The organism is Mucilaginibacter sp. (genome assembly GCF_039921305.1).
Classification (GTDB): domain Bacteria; phylum Bacteroidota; class Bacteroidia; order Sphingobacteriales; family Sphingobacteriaceae; genus Mucilaginibacter.
The window spans coordinates 276,456-295,895 of sequence record NZ_JBDSCA010000052.1 but is presented as its reverse complement, the minus strand read 5'-3'; the positions used below and the strand labels follow the sequence as shown (position 1 = coordinate 295,895).

Sequence of the window (19,440 nt, the reverse complement as noted above, 5' to 3'; positions counted from 1 at the left end):
ATGAGAACGATATTAAGAATTAGCCTTTGTGTAGCGGGTTTAACAGCTTTATCAAACCTTGCATCTGCGCAAAGCAAAAGCCTTACTAATACTTCACAAAGCCCATATTCCAAACTGAGTAGTGTTGATATGGGTAATGTACAATGGACAAAGGGTTTTTGGGCCGAGCGTTTTAAAGCTTGCCGCGATTCGATGATACCGCATATGTGGAGCGTTTACACGGATAATAAATCTGGCCACGCTATTCAGAACTTTGAGGTTGCAGCTGGTTTGGACACGGGTTCGCATGTGGGGCCGCCATTTCAGGACGGTGACTTTTATAAGCTGTTGGAGGCTATGACGGCCATGTATGCTGTAAATAAGGATAAAAAATTGGATGCCGAACTGGATAAAACCATCGCTATTATTGCCAAGGCACAGCGAGCGGATGGCTATATCCATACACCGACGTTGATTGACGAGCGGAAAAACCCCGCCAAGGCTAAAGCATTTGAAGACCGCCTTAATTTCGAAACCTATAATTTAGGCCATTTAATGACGGCCGCTTGTATTCATTACCGGGTAACGGGTAAAAAGAATTTCCTCAATATTGCTATTAAGGCGACCGACTATCTATACCGTTTTTATAAGGCAGCTTCGCCGGAGTTGGCGCGTAATGCTATTTGCCCATCACATTATATGGGAGTGGTTGAAATGTATCGTACCACGCATGATCCCAAATACCTGGAACTGGCTAAAAACCTGATCGATATTCGTGGCTTGATGAAGGACGGTACGGATGATAACCAGGACAGGGTCCCTTTTCGCCAACAAACCGCGGCTATGGGCCATGCTGTTAGGGCTAATTACCTGTATGCTGGTGCAGCCGATGTTTACGCCGAAACCGGCGATACTACTTTAACCCATACACTCAATTTGGTTTGGAATGATGTTGTGAACCGCAAAATGTACATTACAGGTGGTTGCGGTGCGCTGTACGACGGTGTTTCGCCGGATGGGACGTCTTACCTGCTGAAAGATGTTCAACAGATACACCAGGCTTATGGCCGCGATTACCAGTTACCTAACTTTACATCGCACAATGAAACCTGCGCCAGCGTGGGTAATGTGCTTTGGAACTGGCGGATGTTGCAACTAACCGGCGATGCTAAATATGCTGATGTTATGGAGCTTACTTTGTATAATGGCATGCTATCCGGCATTAGCCTGAGCGGCACCAAATACCTTTATACCAATCCGCTGAGTGTGTCTGACGATATGCCTTTCCAACAACGTTGGAGCAAGGATAGGGTAGGTTACATTGGTTACTCTAACTGCTGCCCGCCAAATGTGATACGCACTATTGCCGAATTGAATAATTACGTGTACAGCTTATCCGACAAAGGCATCTATATCAACTTGTATGGCGGTAATGTTATATCAACAAAATTAAAGAACGGCAACAATATCAAGCTTACGCAAGAAACTGACTACCCCTGGAATGGCGCCATTAAAATCACCTTAGATCAGACGCCTGTTGAAGCATTCTCAATGTTCTTGAGAATACCCGGATGGAGCGAGGGCGCGAAGCTTACCGTGAACGGAAAACCTGCGCAGATAAGCCTGATAGCTGGTCAATACGCTGAGATCAATAGTAAATGGAAAGCTGGCGATGTGATTGAACTCAATTTGCCTATGCCGGTTAATATGGTTGAGGCTAACCCTTTGGTTGAGGAGGTGCGTAACCAGATAGCGGTAAAACGTGGCCCTATAGTTTATTGTATTGAATCGGCAGGGATACCTAAGGATAAGAATGTGTTTAACCTATCGCTATCATCAAAGGTTAATCTTACGCCACAAAATATTGTGATAGATAACGCGAATATTACCGCATTAACCGGAAAGGCAGAATTGCAAAATGCTAACTGGAAAAATCATTTGTATCGTAATGTAAGCACTAAGGACTTAGGCACTGTTAATGTGCAACTGATACCCTATTTTGCCTGGGGGAATCGTGGCCATGTTGAAATGGAAACCTGGATACCGTTTAACAGATAAAAACGGAGCTTTTAAAAATAGGATAACATTGTACAATGTTTAGAAAATATTGAACACAAATTGAATGTTGTTGTTCAATATTTTTGTTCATCAAATAATTAGAGCGATAGGTATTTTGGTTAGTATCTTTTTACTCCTCCTGGAGTAGCTCTGTTTGAAAATATTAATAGGTTTATAATTGGTGTCCCGGTTGTTGGTTGCAACCGGGACTTTTTTATGCTCTGTTAAATCACTTTAGCATGTTTATCACATCGGCCATTCTTGCTACAGGGAACACCACGAGCGATTCAAGTTTTCCATCTTTAACAATACCTTCAACAGTGGTATTATAAGGCGCATGCAGTTTAAAGCGTACATTCCAGGTTTTGGGCCATGCTGCAAAAAGGTATATTTTTTTACCATCGGTTTGTAACAGCATTTCTTGCAGACCTATCATACCGGAGCCACCCCAGTTATGGTCGGGAGTCCAATCAAAGCCGGGGCCCCAGAATGCTGGGAATCGCCTGCCGGAGTTTTTAAGCTTTAAGGTATTGAGGCGAACGGCTTCATCGGTTAAACCTAAATCAGCAGCGAAAATATTATCCTGTTTCCAACCCATCGAACTGCGGAACTTTAAAGCATCAGTATCATACAGATATGTATTAATAGCCGTTTGCAAATCAGGTTTGCCTACACCATAGATATGCCACGGAAAAACGGGGTACAATTGCGGCGTTTCGGTATTGTTAACGCGTTCCCATAATTGAGCCGGGGCAATGGTTTGTTTGCCGCCGAACTCTGCAAAGCTGATAGGAGGAATCTGCGAAAGCATAGTGGCCCATTTTTTACGGCTATCGGCATTTAAATAATGGTCAGGTAATTCAAGCAGGCGGCTTAGGGTAGTTCTTAATGCCGCTATGGTTGTAGTGGAGTTATAAGCCATCTTATAAGTTTCGGCAGCCGAACCGGGGTATAAAACCAAATGCCCCTTACCATCTAACGCTTTACTACCCCTTTGTTTGGCTAAGTATTGATAGTGTTCATTATAAAATGTAAGGCAGCTTTCAATAAAGGGCAGGTATTCAGTAATGTTTTTACCTGTGTATTGCTCAACATCGAGCATCATCAGGCAGAACTGGAAAACGGTGTCCCATTCATATTCAAGCCAGGCGTTGTATTCCATGCCTTTATCGTAGGTGACGGGGCGTTTTGTGCCGTATTCGGCATAATTGGGCAGGCCGAAGTTTTCTATCTGTTCTGTAAACGATGCGCCATTGTGGTTCCAATAAACCTTACTGCGTAATTCGGCATTATGCAATGTTTTGAGGTAAAAATCAAACTGAGGTTTCAGCAGATCCCAATCACCGCTTTTAATCATAGGGAAATAAACCAAACGCTGGTTCTGTGCCGTGGCTAATCCGCCGCCCCAATTACGGAAGTCGGGTGTATAACTATAAGCTGTATCTGTATAAGAAGGATCGAAAGTAAATAATCCCCCGTTAAATTTGGTTGGCGATGTACCATAAGCATTACAACCTAACATATACCTAAATAACTGGTAATTGCGCCCGATCTGCCATTTTAAACTATCAGGTTGGGGCTTATCAGGTTCAATATCAATATAACTGCGCTGCCAGTATTGGCGCCACCAGTCTATTGTTTTTTGTTTAGCTGCGGCCGATGTTTGAGCCGTTTGCTGTACCAGTTTTTTTAAGCCAGATTGCCATTGTTTGATATTACCAGTTTGATCGGTATGCAAGTAAACCGATATTGATTGTGTAATACTTGCTTTCCGGCTTTGCAATTGCCAGGCCTTGTAAGGTGTGCCATTGTAAAGCCGTGGGCCATAAGCGCTCTTTAAAAGTGTTTCTGTAGAAGTTCCGGCTGTAACCATGTTATCGCCACTTAAAATCCCGCCGAAGGTCAAATCTTTCAAAGGGTTGTACATTTCATCCTTTACCGATAATAGGCCTTGCTGTTTTACGGTAGCATCAAAAACGGTACTATCGCTATTGCGATGATAAAATTGAACCGCATTATTCACAAAACTCACCGAATCGGCATGGGTGAATGTCCCTTTTGGCGCGCCAAATTTCCACGAACTTTGATTGTTCTCCCGGCCCTTCATTACCCTGTTTACATAACGCCAGCTTTCATAGCTTACCTTCGCTATCTCGGGTTGGGCACTTTTAACATCAATATGCACAACCGGATTAAAAACATCCACCCAGATATTGACGCGGGTAATTTGCTTTCCGTTTGCTCCGGTGATATTTATACAGCCATCATTTAGCACCAATTCCTGGCTGAAACTTTTGCCTTTAAATGGATTTGATGATAGGCTAACACGAACTCTGCCTAATTTCAATAATGAGTTATTTTCATCAAATGTTCCGCTTTTTGATAAGTAGATCAACAGGTCGCCATTTTCAACCCAAACATTCAAGCCAATATCACCACCACCACAAGGCATAGATTCACTTGAGTTTTTGCTTGGGCTATTCCATACCACATTATATTTGCTCAAATTATTGGTTTGCGCGAATGTTCCGCAACACATCAGCAGGAGCGATGCTAGGAAAAAAACCTTTCTATTTCGCATCATAATCCCAATCGTCTGTTCTGAATGATGATACCGGCAAACCATCTGTGCTATACAATTCGCCCATAACAAAATCGCGGAAAGCATAACGCACCGCAACCGGGTTTTTAACCTGTGGCGATGTTACCGTAACCGAGCTACCCGCTATCACAGCCTTGGCCGGATAAAAGTGTTTATCATCGCCCGCAACCTCAAAGGTTGTTAACTCTTTAAAGTATGATGTGATGCCGTTAGGGCAATCTTTAAACTTAACTATCGCCTGGTCGTTTTTAATGGTGAGGTTATCGTAAGCAGGGCTTAATGCATTAAACCCTTTAATGCCATAAGTTTTAGCCAGTGCCAAATAAGCCATGCGTGTGCCGCCGGTTTCTTTATGCGGTGGGTGAATGGTAGGCTGCTCGCCAATATCCATCAACACGGCCATGCCAGTGTTAGGTATTTTATCGGCTTCTTTACGCTGTGCATCACGTAAAAAGGCTGAGTTATATTTACCGCCCTTGTTGTAAGGAGGCAATTGCGCGTAATCATAAGGTGCTATCTGGCAATAATAAAACGGGAAATCGCCCTCGCCCCATTGTGCGCGGATGGTTTTAACATAGGTTTCAAACAGCTTTTCGTATTGCGCCGGGTTATCATAGTTTGATTCGCCCTGGTACCAAATAGCCCCCTTTATACCGTAGCCTAAAATAGGGTATAGCATGCCATTGTAAAGTGTAGTTGGCGTGCGGCTCACCTGCTTAATGGTATCACCCTTAACGGGGATCTTAATTTCGGGGAAAGCGCCTAAAGTAGCGGCATCCATCCAGGCTTGTATCGACGAGCCACTGTAGCTGCAATGGATCAATCCCACCGGAACATTATCCAGCACCTTATTAATTAACCGGCCAAAATAATACCCCGTGGCACTAAAATTAGCTACCGATTCTGGATCGGCTTCCAGCCATTTACTGGTTTTTGAATCCTTTTGTAATTCGATGGTAGATGAGCGGGGAACGGTATACAAACGGATGTTTTTATTCTTTGAGTTTAGTATCAGGTCGGTTGTGCCATAAATGGGTTGCCCCTTAAAGCCCTTCATGGGCATTTCCATGTTGGATTGCCCGGTGCATATCCAAACCTCGCCAATTAATACATTGCTGATGGTTACGGGTTTGCCGTCGCTCACCGTTATCTGGTATGGTCCGCCAAATACCGGCGTACTTATTTTAAATACAAATTTACCATCGGCATTAGCCACGGCTTTATAGCTCGCTTTATTCCACGAACTGGTTAATGTAACCGCGGCAGATGGTTTATCCCAACCCCAAACCTGCACTGTTGATTGCTGCTGCAGCACCATATTATCAACAAATAATGCTGCCAGTTTTGGTTGAGCCTTAACTAATTGACTAAACAGGCAAAGGCATAACAAGATTAAAAACTGGGATAGACTTTTGTATTTTATTAGCATGATCAATATTGGGGTAATGTTGGTTTATAGTTTGGCGATGTGCCTATCAAATTTATTTAATATTTTATGATTGCGAGGCTCATGTTTAAAACAGGATAAAATTGTACAACAACCTGATAACTTGTTTTAATGATGCGCGGCTATTGCCGGATAAATTAGCCTTAATTATAAATCACTAAAAGAGACACCTTAAAGCCTGAATAATCATGAAGAAGATCATTCTGTTATCATTCGCTGTAATCACATTTGCTATAAGTTCGCAAATTGCAAAGGCGCAGGACGATGCCAAACCTAAAACTGATGCCAAATCAAAATCAGATCCATTATTTAAAGCCGAGGGTTGGGTGGCATCGCTAAACTTAACCGATACCGCCAAGGCAACCCGCGTTAAGCAATTGATAACCGCTCATTTGATTGCCGTGCGCGATTGGAATAACAGCCATGATTATACACTGGTTCCCGAAGGCATGAATCCGATTACAGGTAAAACCTTTAATAAGCTGGAACGTCAGGTTATTATTAATTCGATGATCCCTAAAACCGTTCACGAAACTTTAATGACCGGCCTACGCAAAGAGTTAACCGAAGATCAGGTAGAATTGATCCTCGATAAATATACCATCGGTAAGGTGGCTTTCACCATGAATGGGTACAAATCCATCGTGCCAAACCTGACTAAAGAGGACGAAGCCTTTATCCTAACCAACCTTAAACTGGCAAGGGAGCAAGCCATAGATTACAAGAACATCGATCAGGTATCAACCATCTTCAAAATCTACAAAACCAAAATAGAAGACTATTTCACCAACACCGCCGGCCGCAACTGGAAGCAAATGTACAAGGCTTATGCCGATGCCGCCAAAGCCAAAAAAGCGCAGCAACCCGCTAAAGAATAACCGCAATAACAAATTATGGGTATTTATGGGTGTTCACCAAGTGCGAAGGGTGTCATCCTGAGCGGCAGTCGAAGGACGGAGCGCAAAGGCCATATCCGCATGTAATAACCGCAATAACAATTTGTCGGTATTGCCAATAACTATTTAAGCAAATATCACGCATATTCGCATTTTATACAATATACGCAAATAAATTCAAATAATCACTGTACAATTTTCAGCATTGCCTGTTATGATCTTTATTTGTTATGATTTATAGGATTTTTAATACAGAAAACACCAGAGTGGTTTAGGCTGAACAATTATCCCTACTTTTGCGCGTACTAAATAGAAATACTTTGCCAGATCAATATAAAAAACCAGCCGAAGAAAAAGGCGGTTTACATCCCAGAAACAAACACCGTTCGCGCTACAATTTTGATGCGCTGATAAAAAGCTGCCCCCAATTAAAGCCCTTCGTAATACCCAACAAGTTCGACGATCTGTCGGTTGATTTTTCTAATCCGGAAGCAGTTAAAATGCTTAACCGGGCATTGCTACAGTTTTTTTATAATTTAAAGTACTGGGATATTCCCGAGAATTACCTTTGCCCGCCTATACCTGGCCGGGCCGATTATATTCATTACATAGCCGATTTACTGGCCTTGTGTAACTACGGAAACATCCCAACCGGGAGCAAAATTAAAGTGCTTGATATTGGTGTAGGAGCTAACTGCGTATACCCGCTGATCGGTAACCACGAGTATGGCTGGAATTTTGTAGGTACCGATATTGACGCCGCGGCCCTCGAATCTGCTCAGAAGGTCATCACAGAAAACAACCTTGCCGATGCGATTGAGCTTCGCCTGCAAACCAATCTATCAGGCATATACACCGGCGTTATTAAACCCGATGAACTGTTTGATGTAGCGATATGTAACCCCCCTTTCCATTCATCACAGCAGGAAGCAGAGCAAGCCAACACCCGCAAACAAAGCAATTTAGATAAGTTTGCAGCCGATAAACCCGCGCTCAATTTCGGCGGACAAAGTACCGAACTCTGGTATCCCGGCGGCGAATCCGCGTTCATTAGTAAAATGATCTATCAAAGTTCAAAATCGCCCTTACAATGCTTTTGGTACACCACATTGGTTTCCCAAAAAGATAACCTGCACAACATATATAAGGCTTTGGATAAAGTTGGGGTTTTGGATATCAAAACGGTAAACATGGCCCAGGGCCAAAAGAAAAGCCGCATTGTATGCTGGACATTTTTAGATGAATACAGACAAAAGGAGTGGAGCGAAAAGCGTTGGAAATAAGTACCGATAAACTGATAAAATGTGTGTAAGGCGTATATTTATATGCTTTACTATATAAGATACAAACAACAAAACCCGGCTTGCGCCAGGTTTTGATTTGTAACGTTGTTGGCCAGATGCCGAAAAACAGGGGATAAGGATTAAAATGGTTTAGGTTGAAAGCTTTATTATTCCTGTATTTACAACGTTATATTTTAGGGTTGAAAAACATTAAAAGTAATTCTAACCCTTACGGTATCATCTCTATCCAACTGGCAGGCTGATCTTTTGGTATCGCCCGAAAACGTTACCCGGTTTGAAAACCCTTCCGCTCCGCATGCCTGGTTCCAATAAGTAAAAAACTCAAGTTTGGGGGCAACCAATCCGTTAACAGTTTCATAGCCGCGTGTATAAACAGCATGTTGTATACCCCGGTAATGCTTGCAATTAGTATGTTGATTATCTACATTAATTAGTTTCTCAAACTTTGGTTTATCCGATCGGGGATCAACCTCCAATTTAAAATGGTATATTTTTACCGGTACATGGTCATCATAAACCGATGATACCCTGGCCTCAATATCATAAGTGAAAGGCGCCAGTTGGGTATCTGTAAAGCGTAATGTTTTTATCTCATTTTGTATCTGTCTTTTACTGTCTTGTTCCATGGTTTGGGGATCTTCCATAAAGCTCATCATACTGGTGTTTTAGTGTGTGCAACTAAGGTATGCAGTATTGGTAGGCAATATCTGGCTATAAAACGGGTGTTTACAGGGTGTTTTTACCCTTTAGTAACCAGTAGCGCGGTTGGGATGTTAAACACTGAATGGATTATCCGTCGATCTATATTAAACTTTTAGCTATTGTTTTTAGTTAAAAGCTATTTTCACCCTTTTGGCCTTATTGCTTTATTTGTTGCTTTGTAATATAGATATGCCATATATATATTATATTTAACACACTAAATAAACTTTAAATCACAATCAAATTTTATGAGAAACGTAAAGCCCCTTTTATTGGCCGCAGCCGTCGCATCGGTTTTTACCGCATGTACACAGCAGCCCAAAAGTACCGAGACTGTAGCACCCACTCCAATATTGAAAGATACCATCGGAGAGCAAACCGCCAGGCGCTTAGTAACCAATTATAACGGTAGAGCTCACAGATTTACCAGAGGTGAATTGATATTTTCTGATGCCCGCTGTGTATGGTTTAGTAGAGACCAGTTGCAGGCTCTTTTAACTAATATTGACAAAGAAGATGGCGATGGAATCCGTTTTTACCTGGCAGCGTACGATAAAATCCTACAATCCGACCTTAACAAGGTAAATCCCGCTTATCAGGATTTCACTACATTAGTAATGGTATCAACTAAATTTGATAAGCAAACCACTCATCATATTGATTATTACACCGACGGAAAAGGTAAAGCAGCTACGTTAATGGCAGTTCCCGAAAACCAAGGCGAACTATGCCCACCTCCCGAAAAATGTGATGCTATAGGTGCAACTTTATTAGGCACCCCTCCACCGCCACCGGCGCCAATAAAATAATATGCTTGCCTACATAACCGCCAACACCGTTGTTGAGTTTTTTTGCTTCGCGGTAAGCTTAATATGTTTATATAAAGATAAGGACCCCGCTTGGCGTGTCCTTATCTTATTTATGTTCGCAACCTGTGTGGTTGAGGTTATGGGCATTTATATCCGTATTGATCTGCACCGGTCAAACTTTATGCTTTACAATGTTTTTTTGGTGGTTGAGTGTTTATTTGAAAGCTACTTTTTTTATCACCTGTATAAACTCTATTATAACAGGGCAAAGCTGTTAGGTGTTTGGCTGGTTCTGTTTTTGGTGATCTATTTTAGCGAGTTGTGCAGCAATCATTATGGTGGATATGTATTTATCAGTTCGTCGGTAGTATCGGTAGTGATGATATTGGCCAGCGTTTACTATTATTATTTGGTATTAAACGAAGATCAGTTTAGGCAGTTATCGGTTTACGCGCCCTTTTGGTGGGTAAGCGGTACACTTTGTTTTTATTTTGCCAGTACGGCCAGTAACATTTTTTTCAATTACCTCGTACACGATAAAAGCCACATCATGGGCCACTCGGTAAGGTACCTTGTATTTAATGTTCTAAATGTTATACTATATTTAAACTGGTCTTATTCATTTATATGCAGGTATCGTCAACGGATCTCATCTACCTTATCGGATTAACATCCATCGTATTCCTGATAGCTCCGGTTTCGCTTCTCATCTACATCAATTTATACAACCGGCGAAAGAAAAGGCATAAGGAAGAAAAGGAACTGTTACAAAAAAGCTTCGAAAACGAACTTTTGAAAAGCCAGATGGAAGTTCAGGAGCAAACCATGCAAAACATAGCCAGTAACCTGCACGATAATATTGGCCAGTTACTCAGCCTAACCATAGTTACCCTCAGCTCCATTAACCTTGACGAGCCATTGCGCGTGGCCGAAAAAGTAGAATCGGCAGAGCAATTAGCCAAACGCGCTATTAAAGAGCTGCGCCAGCTTTCGCGATTAATTTACGGGCAAGAGTTGATGCGTACCGGCCTGGCCAGTGCTGTAGCATTTGAGTTAGACTATCTGAAAGGCGCTGGCTTGCATACCATAAATTTTAATAGTAATTATGTCACAAAAGAGCAGCAATCTGATAACGAGATCATCCTGTTCCGTATTTTTCAGGAGATCTTAAATAATGTAGTACGGCATGCCTACGCCACTATTATTGATGTTAACATTGAACAAAGTGCGGAGCAGATAAGGCTTGGTATAAAAGATAACGGCAAAAGTTTTGATATAGACGAAATTTTAAAAGAACAACGTGGAATGGGGCTGTTCAATATTCGCAAAAGGGTAAGCCTTATAGGTGGCGATATTGATATCATTGCCATACCCGATGTTGGAACAGAATTTAATATTATTGTGCCCTACCAATAAACTAAATGGAAAATAAAGTAATAAGTATAGCAGTTGTTGACGATCATACCCTGTTCCGCCACGGAATAAGCAGTCTGTTATCGGAGTACAGCGACATTAAAATTGTTTTTGATGCCGCCAATGGCGTAGATATGCAAGAGAAAATAACCAAATACCCGTTGCCTCAGGTTATTTTGATGGATATAACTATGCCCTTAATGAATGGCTACGAAGCCACCCGTTGGGTAAAGCAAAACTATCCGGCAATAAAGGTATTGGCCCTAAGCATGTTTGAAGAAGATGAACCCATCATCAAAATGCTTAAAAGCGGGGCAGGGGGCTATATCCTCAAAGAGTCAAAAGCATCCGACCTGGTGCACGCCATTAAAACCGTTGCCGAGCATGATTTCTTTCTAAATAAATTAGTATCGGGCAAACTACTGCGCTCTGTACAAGATGATACTGTGGCCAAGCAACCCTCAACCGAGCTAACCGCCAACGAAACCCGCTTTTTAGAGTTTTGCTGCACCGAGTTAACTTATAAAGAAATAGCCGATAAAATGTGTCTTAGCCCACATACTATTGATAACTACCGCGAAGCGCTGTTCCAAAAATTCGATATCAAATCGCGGACGGGGTTGGTACTGTTCGCATTAAAAAATCATATCGCCAAGTTTTAATGGGTTGATTACGAGTGCTGTATTTGCATTTAAGGTGTAATTTTACTATTATTAGTGAATATTTACCTTAAACAATTATCGCTATGCCAAATCACTTATCCATCCTCGGAATTATTCATACCGCTATTAGTATACTGGCAATTTTTGCCGCACTTTATGCGCTGTTCAGATCTGGTAAAATCGACCCTGCCAAAAGCGGTAAATTGTATTTGTGGTTAACTATAGTTACCTGTTTAACCGGCTTGCCCATCATGAAAACCGGGCAGCCAACCCCTGGTCATTTTTTGGCTGTGATTATATTACTGATACTGCCTATGGCGGTATTCGCAAAGTCTATCAAGTTCTTCGGTAAAGCTGCCGATTATATCCAGATCGGCAGCATGTCATTCACTCTGCTGCTCTCCATGATCCCGGCAACGGTCGAAACCTTAACCAGGCTACCCATAAGCGCGCCCTTAGCGGCAGATGCCAATGCCAGTATTATAACAACCGTATTAGGTTTTTGGACGGGCCTTTTTGTAATAGGATTAGCGCAACAACTATTCAAACTCAAAGCCAGTAAAAAGGCAGAGGCAGCACAGGCTATCACCTAAGGTAACTTTTCTGTTTAAAATTAGTTACAAATACAGCACATAATAAAATTTAAATATCTTTAGCGTGTGCTAAAACAAGTATGCTCAATTGGCATTTATCTATAAGTAGCTATCTAACCAATACATGAAAAAGAATATTTTGAGATATATACTACCCGCGGCTTTACTTGCGGTAAGTATTTCGCTTTATGCCTTAAAGGCAGATACAGGTGTAACGGCTGATGCTGATAACGCCGGATTAAAACTACCAGCTGGTTTTGGCGCGTTAAAAGTTGCCGATTTGGGTGCGCAAGCCCGCCACATAGCTGTTACTCCGCAAGGTATTATTTATGTTAAACTAGCCCGCCCTAAAGATGGTAAGGGTATTTTAGTATTGAAAGAGGGTACCCAGGGCAAAGCCGAAGTTATAAGCAGCTTTGCCAATTATGGTGGTACAGGCATGTATATTAAAGATGGTTACATGTATGCATCATCAAACAAAGAGGTTTTTAGATATAAACTAAACGACAAAAACGAGGTTATCAACCCCAACGAACCCGAAAAGATCATTACCGGTTTGAAAATGGGGCGCGAACACGAAACAAAATCAATAGTGCTTGATAATGCTGGCAATATATATGTTAATGTTGGCGCTTACTCCAATTCCTGCCAGGAGAAAGATAGGCAATTGGGTTCAATGGGTATTAAAGGTTGCCCTATATTAGATTCTGCCGGTGGTATATGGCAGTTTAAAGCAAATAAATTAAACCAAACGTATAAAGATGGTGTCCGTTACACAACAGGCTTGCGTAACGTAGTAGGTTTGGATTGGAACCAGCAAAACAACCAGCTTTTTGTAATGCAACATGGTCGTGATCAGCTTCACGATATTTTCCCCGCCATGTACACTATTAAAGAATCATCGTTATTGCCGGCCGAATGTATGTACGCCTTAAAAAAAGGTGATAACGCGGGGTGGCCATATATGTATTATGACCAAATTCAGCATAAGAAAATAATGGCGCCCGAGTATGGCGGCGATGGGAAAAAGGAAGCCGTAGGTAACTTTATTGACCCGGCAGCAGCATACCCGGGGCACATGGCTCCAAACGCGCTGTTGTTTTATACGGGGAATATGTTTCCCGAGAAATATAGGAATGGCGCTTTTATCGCTTTCCATGGTTCATGGAACCGTGCTCCTGAGCCACAGGCGGGTTACTTTGTGGTATTCCAGCCGTTTAAAAATGGTAAGCCTTTTGGCGATTGGGAAGTATTTGCCGATAATTTTTCAGGTTCAGCTGCCAAAACCGCAGCCGGACGCGCAGATCACCGCCCATGTGGTTTAGCACAAGGTAGCGATGGCTCTTTGTACATATCCGATGATTCTAAAGGCTCTATTTACCGTATCGTTTATAAAAAATAAAATCACAACCTATAACCTCAATGAAACTTACTTTTATTACTGCCCTTGGCTTGTTTTTAATTAGCTCACTACAAACTTCAGCACAAACAAAAAAAACTGTCGCTAAAACACCGGCTAACTCGGCTTCGTCAATTGCTGCGGGTCAAAAAATATATCTTCAGTATTGCCTGAGCTGCCACATGATAGATGGCGGAGGCGTGCCCAATATGAACCCACCATTAATAAATACAAGCTATGTAAAAGGTGATAAAATAAAGCTTATCAAAATTGTATTGAATGGTTTTGCACAGAATGTAGATATCGATGGACAATCGTATTCAAATACCATGCCTGCTCAAACCGCGCTTACAGATCAGCAGGTTGCCGATGTTTTAACTTACGTGCGCAGCAGTTTTGGCAACAAATATAGCGCCGTTAAGCTTGCCGAAGTTAAGGCCGCAAAGGGTGGTAAGAAGAAATAAACGCTTTCGTCAGGCTTTCTGTTAATTAATTGTTACCTTTATTGCGTCCAATCGCGATAACAAAACTTTATCGGGCAAAACATTACCCCGTCCGGCAAATAGGCAATATCGAATTAAATCTTCCTTAACCGTTCTTCACGGCTTTGTAAGGTAATATCAAAACAGTAAAACATGGAAGAAAGAAAATATTTACAGACCTGGAAAAAATACGCGCCCGTAATTCGTTTACACCTTAAAAAGAGTAATAACGAAGAACAACAATTCTTGCTGAACAAAACTGATTTTGAATCGGCTGGTGACAGGGGGAAATCGGGCTATACGTTTAACATGCTGATTGAGAATGGTAAAGTAGTGAACAATATCAGCGGATCGGCAGTGGCCCGTGATCTGTTCGAAACCATTAAAACAGATGAATACATGAAGGACTTTTTGAAAGAAAAAAGTGTGAAGATAAATGTTGGTAAAGCATTTATGCTTACCATAAAAACCACTAAAATATCTTCGTACAAAGAAGCTGTGGCAGAAGAGGTTTAGTAAAACAAAAAAGTCCTGAATGGTCATCATTCAGGACTTTTTTGTTTTACTAAACCTTGCGCGGCGGTAAATCAAAAGCTTCGGCATTATGCTCAAAATGGCCCTTGTGTGATCCATCGCAAAATGGTTTGTTTGCCGATAATCCGCATCGGCATATAGAAACTACGGTACGGCCTTGTAAACCATAGGCGTTACCCTGCATATCTACAATTTCAAATTCGCCCTCTATTTTCACAGAGCCGTTATTATTAATGGTCAGTTTTGTGCTCATATTTTTTATTTGATGCGAATATAAGCAACAGATGTATTAGAATGATTTTAAACAAGCTTTAACGTACTTAATGCTCGTCAATATGTGGTTTAGCTTTCTCAGGATTAAAGTGTAATCCCTGTGTTAACCAATACAATAAAACCACGCGCGAATACCTGAAGTTAAATGGTGATAAAACCACCGATACACCTAATAAAATGCCAACATACAACCAGGGGTTGTTACTGCCGGTTAAAATATACGTAGCAACGGCCAGTGTAACCATTTGCGCCACATTCATGGCGTAGCTTACAAACATGGCTACATAAAAATAACCAGGTTCGCGCTCAAATTTAAGGTTGCAATGCGGGCAAAATTCGTTCATTTTTTGGCCTTTTAAGCCGTACATGCTGTTACCAAACATATTACCGGTACGGCAGCGCGGGCATTTGCAATGTATAGCGGCCTTAAACTCGCTCATTACTTTATACTCTTGGTTTTTTACTTCGAAATTGTTATTTATAGCTAACGTCGTCATGATGGGTGTTGTTTAAAGTGTTCTTTCTAAATTCTTCTGGAGTTTGGCCGGTATACTTCTTGAAAAACTTGGTGAAGTATGAGTTATCGGCAAAATTTAAATTATAGGCTATTTGTGTGATAGACAGGTCGAGGTTGATCAGCAAGCGTTTAGTTTCCAGTATCACCCGGTTACGTATCACCTCGCCAGCCGATGCGCCCAGCATATCTTTACAAATAGCATTGAGGTGGTTGGGTGTGATATATAATAATTCGGCATAATCTTTTGGGAGCTTCAAATTCGCAAAATTTTGCTCTATCAGTTTCTGAAAACCCCGCAGCAGGGTTTGGTTATAGTTAACGTTGCCTTTTGGCGAACTGTTAACGCTGATGCGGGATATCAAAATGAATATCTGTAACATTAAAGCCTTTACCATATCCAGCCCTAATCTCTCATTGGTTTCACTTTCGTGGATGATAGCTTCAAACAGATGTTTAACCTGTTGCTGTAAACCTTCGGGAATGTTGATCACCGCATGATCTGTAGTCCCATCAAAAAACTGGAAATCGTCTAAATAATCCGGCTTCAATAAAAACGATTGGAAAAACGGTACCGAAAAATTAATGATATAACCATCAACATGGCCCTCAAAGCTCCAGCTATGCGCCTGCCTCGGAACCATAAAGTAAATTTGGTATGGCCTTACCGGGAAGTTAGTAAAATCAACCGCGTGTGTTCCGCCACCTTCGGTAAATAATACCATGTGGTAAAACGTGTGCTTGTGCGGTAACGCCAGGTTTTTATGCGATTGTAAATACGGAGCAAACCTGCTGATCAGGATGTCATCCCGTTTAAACTCCGATATGGCACATATATCATATATTGGGAACTGCTCTTTCATTACACAACAAAGGTAATGCAGAATAATTTATCCCAATGGTATTATTAATGGTTACAATGGTGTTTTTTGTTGAATCGGTAAAAAATACCATTATGGCTGTCTGATGTGAGAGCGAATTATATCATCCGAAGAAGGGTTTCATCTTATCTAAAAAATAAGCGGGGGCAAGGCAGGGGCGTTTGGCTTCCATGTTGACGAATACCAGCAGGGTTTCGCCAACATTGATGAGTTCTTGCTTTTCGTTAAATAGCTCATATTTGAAATGAATTTTTACGCCGGGCATTTTTTCGATGGTGGTTTTGATGGTGATCTCTTCATCGTATAGCGCCGGTTTGATGTATTTGCAGTGCAGTTCTAACACGGGCATCATTATGCCAAATTCTTCCATGCCTTTGTAGGTTAGGCCAAGGGTGCGGAGCATTTCTACACGGGCTACTTCGTAAAACTCGGCATAGTTACCGTAATACATGTAGCCCATCTGGTCGGTTTCGCCGTAACGGACGCGCAGTTTATTGGTATTGGTGAACATTAGCGCTTGATATTCCTTTCGTCTAAAGCTTTACGGAATTTTTGGGCGTTTATCTGGTGTTGGGCCATGTTGTTGGCAAAGTTGTGGTAGCCAGAGAAATCTTCTTTGGCGCACATGTAGATGTAGTCGTTATGCTGATAGTTCAACACGGCATCAATGGCGTTGATGCTCGGCATCATAATAGGGCCCGGGGGTAAACCTGTTACACGATAAGTGTTATATGGCGATACGATGGCCAGTTGTTTGTTCAACACACGGTGGATGGTAAAATCGTTAGCGGCAAAGATCACGGTTGGGTCCGACTCTAATTTCATCCCTTTTTTTAAGCGGTTGAGGTATAAGCCTGCAATGGCCGGCATTTCACCATCGTGCAGGGCCTCGGCATCTACTATGGAGGCTAAGATAGATACTTTGGCAGGAGTGAGGTGTAGTACTTCGGCTTTTTGTTTGCGCTCTGGCGTCCAGAATTTTTTGTAGGCACCGTATAGCTGGGCCATTATTTTTTTAGGAGAAGCGTTCCAGTAAAACTCGTAGGTGTTGGGTATTACCATGGTATAAATATCATCGTTGGTAAAACCTAACTTTTGCTGATATCCGGCAGAATCCAGTAAACTGATAATGGACGTTGAATCGGCTTCGAGTTTTTTGGAGATATAACCTGCGAAGTTCTCTTTCATACGCAGGTTTTTCAATGCTATTTTAACCGGATCCTGGCGGCCGCTGATCAGCATATTGATCAAATCGCGGTTGCTCATTCCGTTTTTTAGTTTATAACGACCGGGTTTTACCTTGTTTACGTATTTTTTGTTGTGAGCGGCCCACATAAAGGTGGTAGAATCTTTTACGATGCCTTGCTCGCGGATGGTTTTGTACACATCCTGGAAGGTTGAACCTGTGCGGATATACAAATATTCCTGCTGGTCGGTAACGTTAGGGCCGTATAAGCGGAGGTAATAGAATATTCCTGTTGCGCCCAAGGCCAATATAATGATAACTATTAACGCTATTATAAATTTGCGGGTTATACCGCCTGATGCTTTCTTTTCAGTAGCCATTTTTTAAAATTAGAATCAAGATGCCAGAATCAAGAGCGAATATACATACAGAATCAAATTTTAATATCTTAGTTTGAGGCCGGATATCTTGATTTCTGCTTCTTGCATCTTAATTCGTTTTAACTAATATTTTAATTTTTGGAGGGCCGTTAAGCCGCCTTCCAGGTTTTTTACATTTTGATAACCGTTTTGCTGTAATATATGTTTGCCTGTTTTACTGCGCAGGCCTATTTTACAAATCACAATGATCTCGTCGTCTTTTTCCCAATCCAGATCATCCAATACCGATGGCAGCTTTCCTAAGGGGATGTTTTGGCCGCCGATGTTGTAGGTATGGTATTCCAGTTCGTCGCGCACATCCAGTATGTTGAGTGTTTCGCCCTGAGTTATGCGCTCATTAAGGTCTGCAGCGTTAATATCCATTAATTTTTTTGTGTAACCGTTAAATTAATGTGTGTACCAATACTCACCTTACTTAGCGAATCGCTCTTCATTGGGCTTTGTGATGTTACGGTAACCTTGGTGGTATCGGTAATAGTACCTTCGTAAGTGATATTGCCGAGAATAAGTCCCGAATTTTTGATTGCGAATTTAGCTTCGTCAAGCTCAAGGTTAACTACTTGTGGGATTTCAACTTCGTTCGCGCCGGCACCATCGCCTAAAACGAGATCTATTTTAGATCCTTTCGGAATCTTGCTTCCTACCTTTAAAACCTGACCAGCAAAACGTACTTCGAGTACACGATCGCGGGCGATATCCGGACGGTAAGTAGTATCGCCTACTTTTAAACCAAAATTTGATAGGTTGGCAACCGCGGTGCGATAATTATCCTGAGTCAGATCGGGCAATGAAACATCGGGAGCCTGGCGTTTTACAACGGTTAGGTATATGGTACGGTTCTCTTTTACGTTTGTACCCGCATCCGGATCCTGAAGGATAACGGTTCCGGGTTCTTTATCGAGCACATAAACGGAATCGATGTGCGGATCGTGAAAACCCTGGGCATCTAAAAGGGCGATGGCTTTATCGGCCTGCATGCCTTCCAAATTTGGAACGGGTACGCCCGAACCGTGGCGTGTATAGTATCCCAGGCTAAAAAAAGCGATCATCACCACTACGATAACTGTGGCAATCGCGGCGCCGAGATTGATGTAGAAGTTCCTGGTTTTTAAGTAATCAGTAAATTTACTCATCTATGTATATATCTTTCTGGAGGTATTTTTAATTTGATGATCAAACATAGGGGAAAATTTCCAAATTTGAGGACTTGAATGGTTTTTTTACCACACAGGGCACTGAGGTTTTCATAACGTTACACAGAGCCTT

At 41.8% G+C, this 19,440-nt stretch carries 21 protein-coding genes; 11 read left to right on the top strand and 10 right to left on the bottom strand.

The genetic code is table 11. The features are described 5' to 3' along the window. A complete protein-coding gene (locus ABIN91_RS16535; RefSeq protein WP_348052337.1) occupies positions 1-2,037 on the top strand; it encodes a glycoside hydrolase family 127 protein in 2,037 nt (678 codons plus the stop codon). 229 nt (positions 2,038-2,266) lie between these two features. Here ABIN91_RS16535 and ABIN91_RS16530 read toward each other — a convergent pair whose 3' ends face one another. Both ABIN91_RS16530 and ABIN91_RS16525 read right to left on the bottom strand, forming a co-directional pair. Further along, positions 2,267-4,576: a DUF5703 domain-containing protein gene (locus ABIN91_RS16530; RefSeq protein ID WP_348052336.1), complete on the bottom strand. Its 2,310-nt coding sequence runs from the start codon at positions 4,574-4,576 to the stop codon at positions 2,267-2,269. A gap of 31 nt (positions 4,577-4,607) precedes the next feature. Then, positions 4,608-6,068, bottom strand: coding sequence for a sialate O-acetylesterase (locus ABIN91_RS16525; protein WP_348052335.1), 1,461 nt, complete (start codon positions 6,066-6,068; stop codon positions 4,608-4,610). 206 nt (positions 6,069-6,274) lie between these two features. On the opposite strand from ABIN91_RS16525, the gene ABIN91_RS16520 reads away from it, so the two are divergent. Beyond that, positions 6,275-6,964: a DUF3826 domain-containing protein gene (locus ABIN91_RS16520; RefSeq protein WP_348052334.1), complete on the top strand. Its 690-nt coding sequence runs from the start codon at positions 6,275-6,277 to the stop codon at positions 6,962-6,964. A gap of 338 nt (positions 6,965-7,302) precedes the next feature. After that, positions 7,303-8,265, top strand: coding sequence for a 23S rRNA (adenine(1618)-N(6))-methyltransferase RlmF (rlmF, locus tag ABIN91_RS16515; RefSeq protein WP_348052333.1), 963 nt, complete (start codon positions 7,303-7,305; stop codon positions 8,263-8,265). A gap of 194 nt (positions 8,266-8,459) precedes the next feature. On the opposite strand, the gene ABIN91_RS16510 is transcribed toward rlmF, so the two are convergent. Further along, positions 8,460-8,942, bottom strand: coding sequence for a hypothetical protein (locus ABIN91_RS16510; protein WP_348052332.1), 483 nt, complete (start codon positions 8,940-8,942; stop codon positions 8,460-8,462). Positions 8,943-9,236: 294 nt separating this feature from the next. On the opposite strand from ABIN91_RS16510, the gene ABIN91_RS16505 reads away from it, so the two are divergent. From ABIN91_RS16505 to ABIN91_RS16470, 8 genes are all read left to right on the top strand, one after another. Then, on the top strand, positions 9,237-9,797 hold the full coding sequence (locus tag ABIN91_RS16505; protein ID WP_348052331.1) for a hypothetical protein: 561 nt from the start codon (positions 9,237-9,239) through the stop codon (positions 9,795-9,797). Position 9,798: 1 nt separating this feature from the next. After that, positions 9,799-10,467, top strand: coding sequence for a hypothetical protein (locus ABIN91_RS16500; RefSeq protein WP_348052330.1), 669 nt, complete (start codon positions 9,799-9,801; stop codon positions 10,465-10,467). Further along, complete coding sequence (locus ABIN91_RS16495; protein ID WP_348052329.1) at positions 10,425-11,213, top strand: ATP-binding protein; 789 nt, start codon at positions 10,425-10,427, stop codon at positions 11,211-11,213. Before ABIN91_RS16500 ends, ABIN91_RS16495 begins: the two co-directional genes overlap by 43 nt. A 5-nt stretch (positions 11,214-11,218) precedes the next feature. Further along, entirely contained in the window at positions 11,219-11,872 is a 654-nt protein-coding gene (locus tag ABIN91_RS16490; protein WP_348052328.1) for a response regulator transcription factor, read from the top strand. An 83-nt stretch (positions 11,873-11,955) separates the two neighbouring features. Further along, complete coding sequence (locus ABIN91_RS16485) at positions 11,956-12,465, top strand: hypothetical protein (protein ID WP_348052327.1); 510 nt, start codon at positions 11,956-11,958, stop codon at positions 12,463-12,465. A 124-nt stretch (positions 12,466-12,589) separates the two neighbouring features. Continuing rightward, positions 12,590-13,867, top strand: coding sequence for a PQQ-dependent sugar dehydrogenase (locus tag ABIN91_RS16480; RefSeq protein WP_348052326.1), 1,278 nt, complete (start codon positions 12,590-12,592; stop codon positions 13,865-13,867). 20 nt (positions 13,868-13,887) lie between these two features. Next, positions 13,888-14,328, top strand: a complete 441-nt coding sequence (locus ABIN91_RS16475; protein WP_348052325.1) for a cytochrome c — start codon at positions 13,888-13,890, stop codon at positions 14,326-14,328. Between the two features lie 171 nt (positions 14,329-14,499). Next, positions 14,500-14,862 carry a hypothetical protein gene (locus tag ABIN91_RS16470; protein ID WP_348052324.1) on the top strand — a complete coding sequence of 121 codons (363 nt, stop codon included), beginning with the start codon at positions 14,500-14,502 and terminating at the stop codon, positions 14,860-14,862. 49 nt (positions 14,863-14,911) lie between these two features. On the opposite strand, the gene ABIN91_RS16465 is transcribed toward ABIN91_RS16470, so the two are convergent. From ABIN91_RS16465 to ABIN91_RS16435, 7 genes are all read right to left on the bottom strand, one after another. After that, entirely contained in the window at positions 14,912-15,133 is a 222-nt protein-coding gene (locus ABIN91_RS16465) for a CDGSH iron-sulfur domain-containing protein (protein ID WP_348052323.1), read from the bottom strand. A gap of 67 nt (positions 15,134-15,200) precedes the next feature. Then, positions 15,201-15,650 carry a DUF983 domain-containing protein gene (locus ABIN91_RS16460; RefSeq protein ID WP_348052322.1) on the bottom strand — a complete coding sequence of 150 codons (450 nt, stop codon included), beginning with the start codon at positions 15,648-15,650 and terminating at the stop codon, positions 15,201-15,203. Next, positions 15,628-16,530 carry an AraC family transcriptional regulator gene (locus ABIN91_RS16455; protein ID WP_348052321.1) on the bottom strand — a complete coding sequence of 301 codons (903 nt, stop codon included), beginning with the start codon at positions 16,528-16,530 and terminating at the stop codon, positions 15,628-15,630. Before ABIN91_RS16455 ends, ABIN91_RS16460 begins: the two co-directional genes overlap by 23 nt. A 121-nt stretch (positions 16,531-16,651) precedes the next feature. Next, complete coding sequence (locus ABIN91_RS16450) at positions 16,652-17,059, bottom strand: thioesterase family protein (protein ID WP_348052320.1); 408 nt, start codon at positions 17,057-17,059, stop codon at positions 16,652-16,654. Then, a complete protein-coding gene (mltG, locus tag ABIN91_RS16445) occupies positions 17,059-18,114 on the bottom strand; it encodes an endolytic transglycosylase MltG (RefSeq protein ID WP_348052319.1) in 1,056 nt (351 codons plus the stop codon). Before mltG ends, ABIN91_RS16450 begins: the two co-directional genes overlap by 1 nt. Positions 18,115-18,237: 123 nt before the next feature. Beyond that, positions 18,238-18,537, bottom strand: a complete 300-nt coding sequence (locus tag ABIN91_RS16440; RefSeq protein ID WP_348052318.1) for a rhodanese-like domain-containing protein — start codon at positions 18,535-18,537, stop codon at positions 18,238-18,240. Next, on the bottom strand, positions 18,537-19,307 hold the full coding sequence (locus ABIN91_RS16435; protein ID WP_348052317.1) for a PASTA domain-containing protein: 771 nt from the start codon (positions 19,305-19,307) through the stop codon (positions 18,537-18,539). The genes ABIN91_RS16440 and ABIN91_RS16435 overlap by 1 nt, the downstream gene beginning before the upstream one ends. Positions 19,308-19,440 lie beyond the last annotated feature (133 nt).

What these genes read in the sequence shown, in the direction of transcription:
- ABIN91_RS16535 (WP_348052337.1), top strand. Translation starts at nt 1, where the DNA reads ATGAGAACGATATTAAGAATTAGCCTTTGTGTAGCGGGTTTAACAGCT.
- ABIN91_RS16530 (WP_348052336.1), bottom strand. Translation starts at nt 4,576, where the DNA reads ATGTGTTGCGGAACATTCGCGCAAACCAATAATTTGAGCAAATATAAT.
- ABIN91_RS16525 (WP_348052335.1), bottom strand. Translation starts at nt 6,068, where the DNA reads ATGCTAATAAAATACAAAAGTCTATCCCAGTTTTTAATCTTGTTATGC.
- ABIN91_RS16520 (WP_348052334.1), top strand. Translation starts at nt 6,275, where the DNA reads ATGAAGAAGATCATTCTGTTATCATTCGCTGTAATCACATTTGCTATA.
- ABIN91_RS16510 (WP_348052332.1), bottom strand. Translation starts at nt 8,942, where the DNA reads ATGATGAGCTTTATGGAAGATCCCCAAACCATGGAACAAGACAGTAAA.
- ABIN91_RS16505 (WP_348052331.1), top strand. Translation starts at nt 9,237, where the DNA reads ATGAGAAACGTAAAGCCCCTTTTATTGGCCGCAGCCGTCGCATCGGTT.
- ABIN91_RS16500 (WP_348052330.1), top strand. Translation starts at nt 9,799, where the DNA reads ATGCTTGCCTACATAACCGCCAACACCGTTGTTGAGTTTTTTTGCTTC.
- ABIN91_RS16495 (WP_348052329.1), top strand. Translation starts at nt 10,425, where the DNA reads ATGCAGGTATCGTCAACGGATCTCATCTACCTTATCGGATTAACATCC.
- ABIN91_RS16490 (WP_348052328.1), top strand. Translation starts at nt 11,219, where the DNA reads ATGGAAAATAAAGTAATAAGTATAGCAGTTGTTGACGATCATACCCTG.
- ABIN91_RS16485 (WP_348052327.1), top strand. Translation starts at nt 11,956, where the DNA reads ATGCCAAATCACTTATCCATCCTCGGAATTATTCATACCGCTATTAGT.
- ABIN91_RS16480 (WP_348052326.1), top strand. Translation starts at nt 12,590, where the DNA reads ATGAAAAAGAATATTTTGAGATATATACTACCCGCGGCTTTACTTGCG.
- ABIN91_RS16475 (WP_348052325.1), top strand. Translation starts at nt 13,888, where the DNA reads ATGAAACTTACTTTTATTACTGCCCTTGGCTTGTTTTTAATTAGCTCA.
- ABIN91_RS16470 (WP_348052324.1), top strand. Translation starts at nt 14,500, where the DNA reads ATGGAAGAAAGAAAATATTTACAGACCTGGAAAAAATACGCGCCCGTA.
- ABIN91_RS16465 (WP_348052323.1), bottom strand. Translation starts at nt 15,133, where the DNA reads ATGAGCACAAAACTGACCATTAATAATAACGGCTCTGTGAAAATAGAG.
- ABIN91_RS16460 (WP_348052322.1), bottom strand. Translation starts at nt 15,650, where the DNA reads ATGACGACGTTAGCTATAAATAACAATTTCGAAGTAAAAAACCAAGAG.
- ABIN91_RS16455 (WP_348052321.1), bottom strand. Translation starts at nt 16,530, where the DNA reads ATGAAAGAGCAGTTCCCAATATATGATATATGTGCCATATCGGAGTTT.
- ABIN91_RS16450 (WP_348052320.1), bottom strand. Translation starts at nt 17,059, where the DNA reads ATGTTCACCAATACCAATAAACTGCGCGTCCGTTACGGCGAAACCGAC.
- mltG (WP_348052319.1), bottom strand. Translation starts at nt 18,114, where the DNA reads ATGGCTACTGAAAAGAAAGCATCAGGCGGTATAACCCGCAAATTTATA.
- ABIN91_RS16440 (WP_348052318.1), bottom strand. Translation starts at nt 18,537, where the DNA reads ATGGATATTAACGCTGCAGACCTTAATGAGCGCATAACTCAGGGCGAA.
- ABIN91_RS16435 (WP_348052317.1), bottom strand. Translation starts at nt 19,307, where the DNA reads ATGAGTAAATTTACTGATTACTTAAAAACCAGGAACTTCTACATCAAT.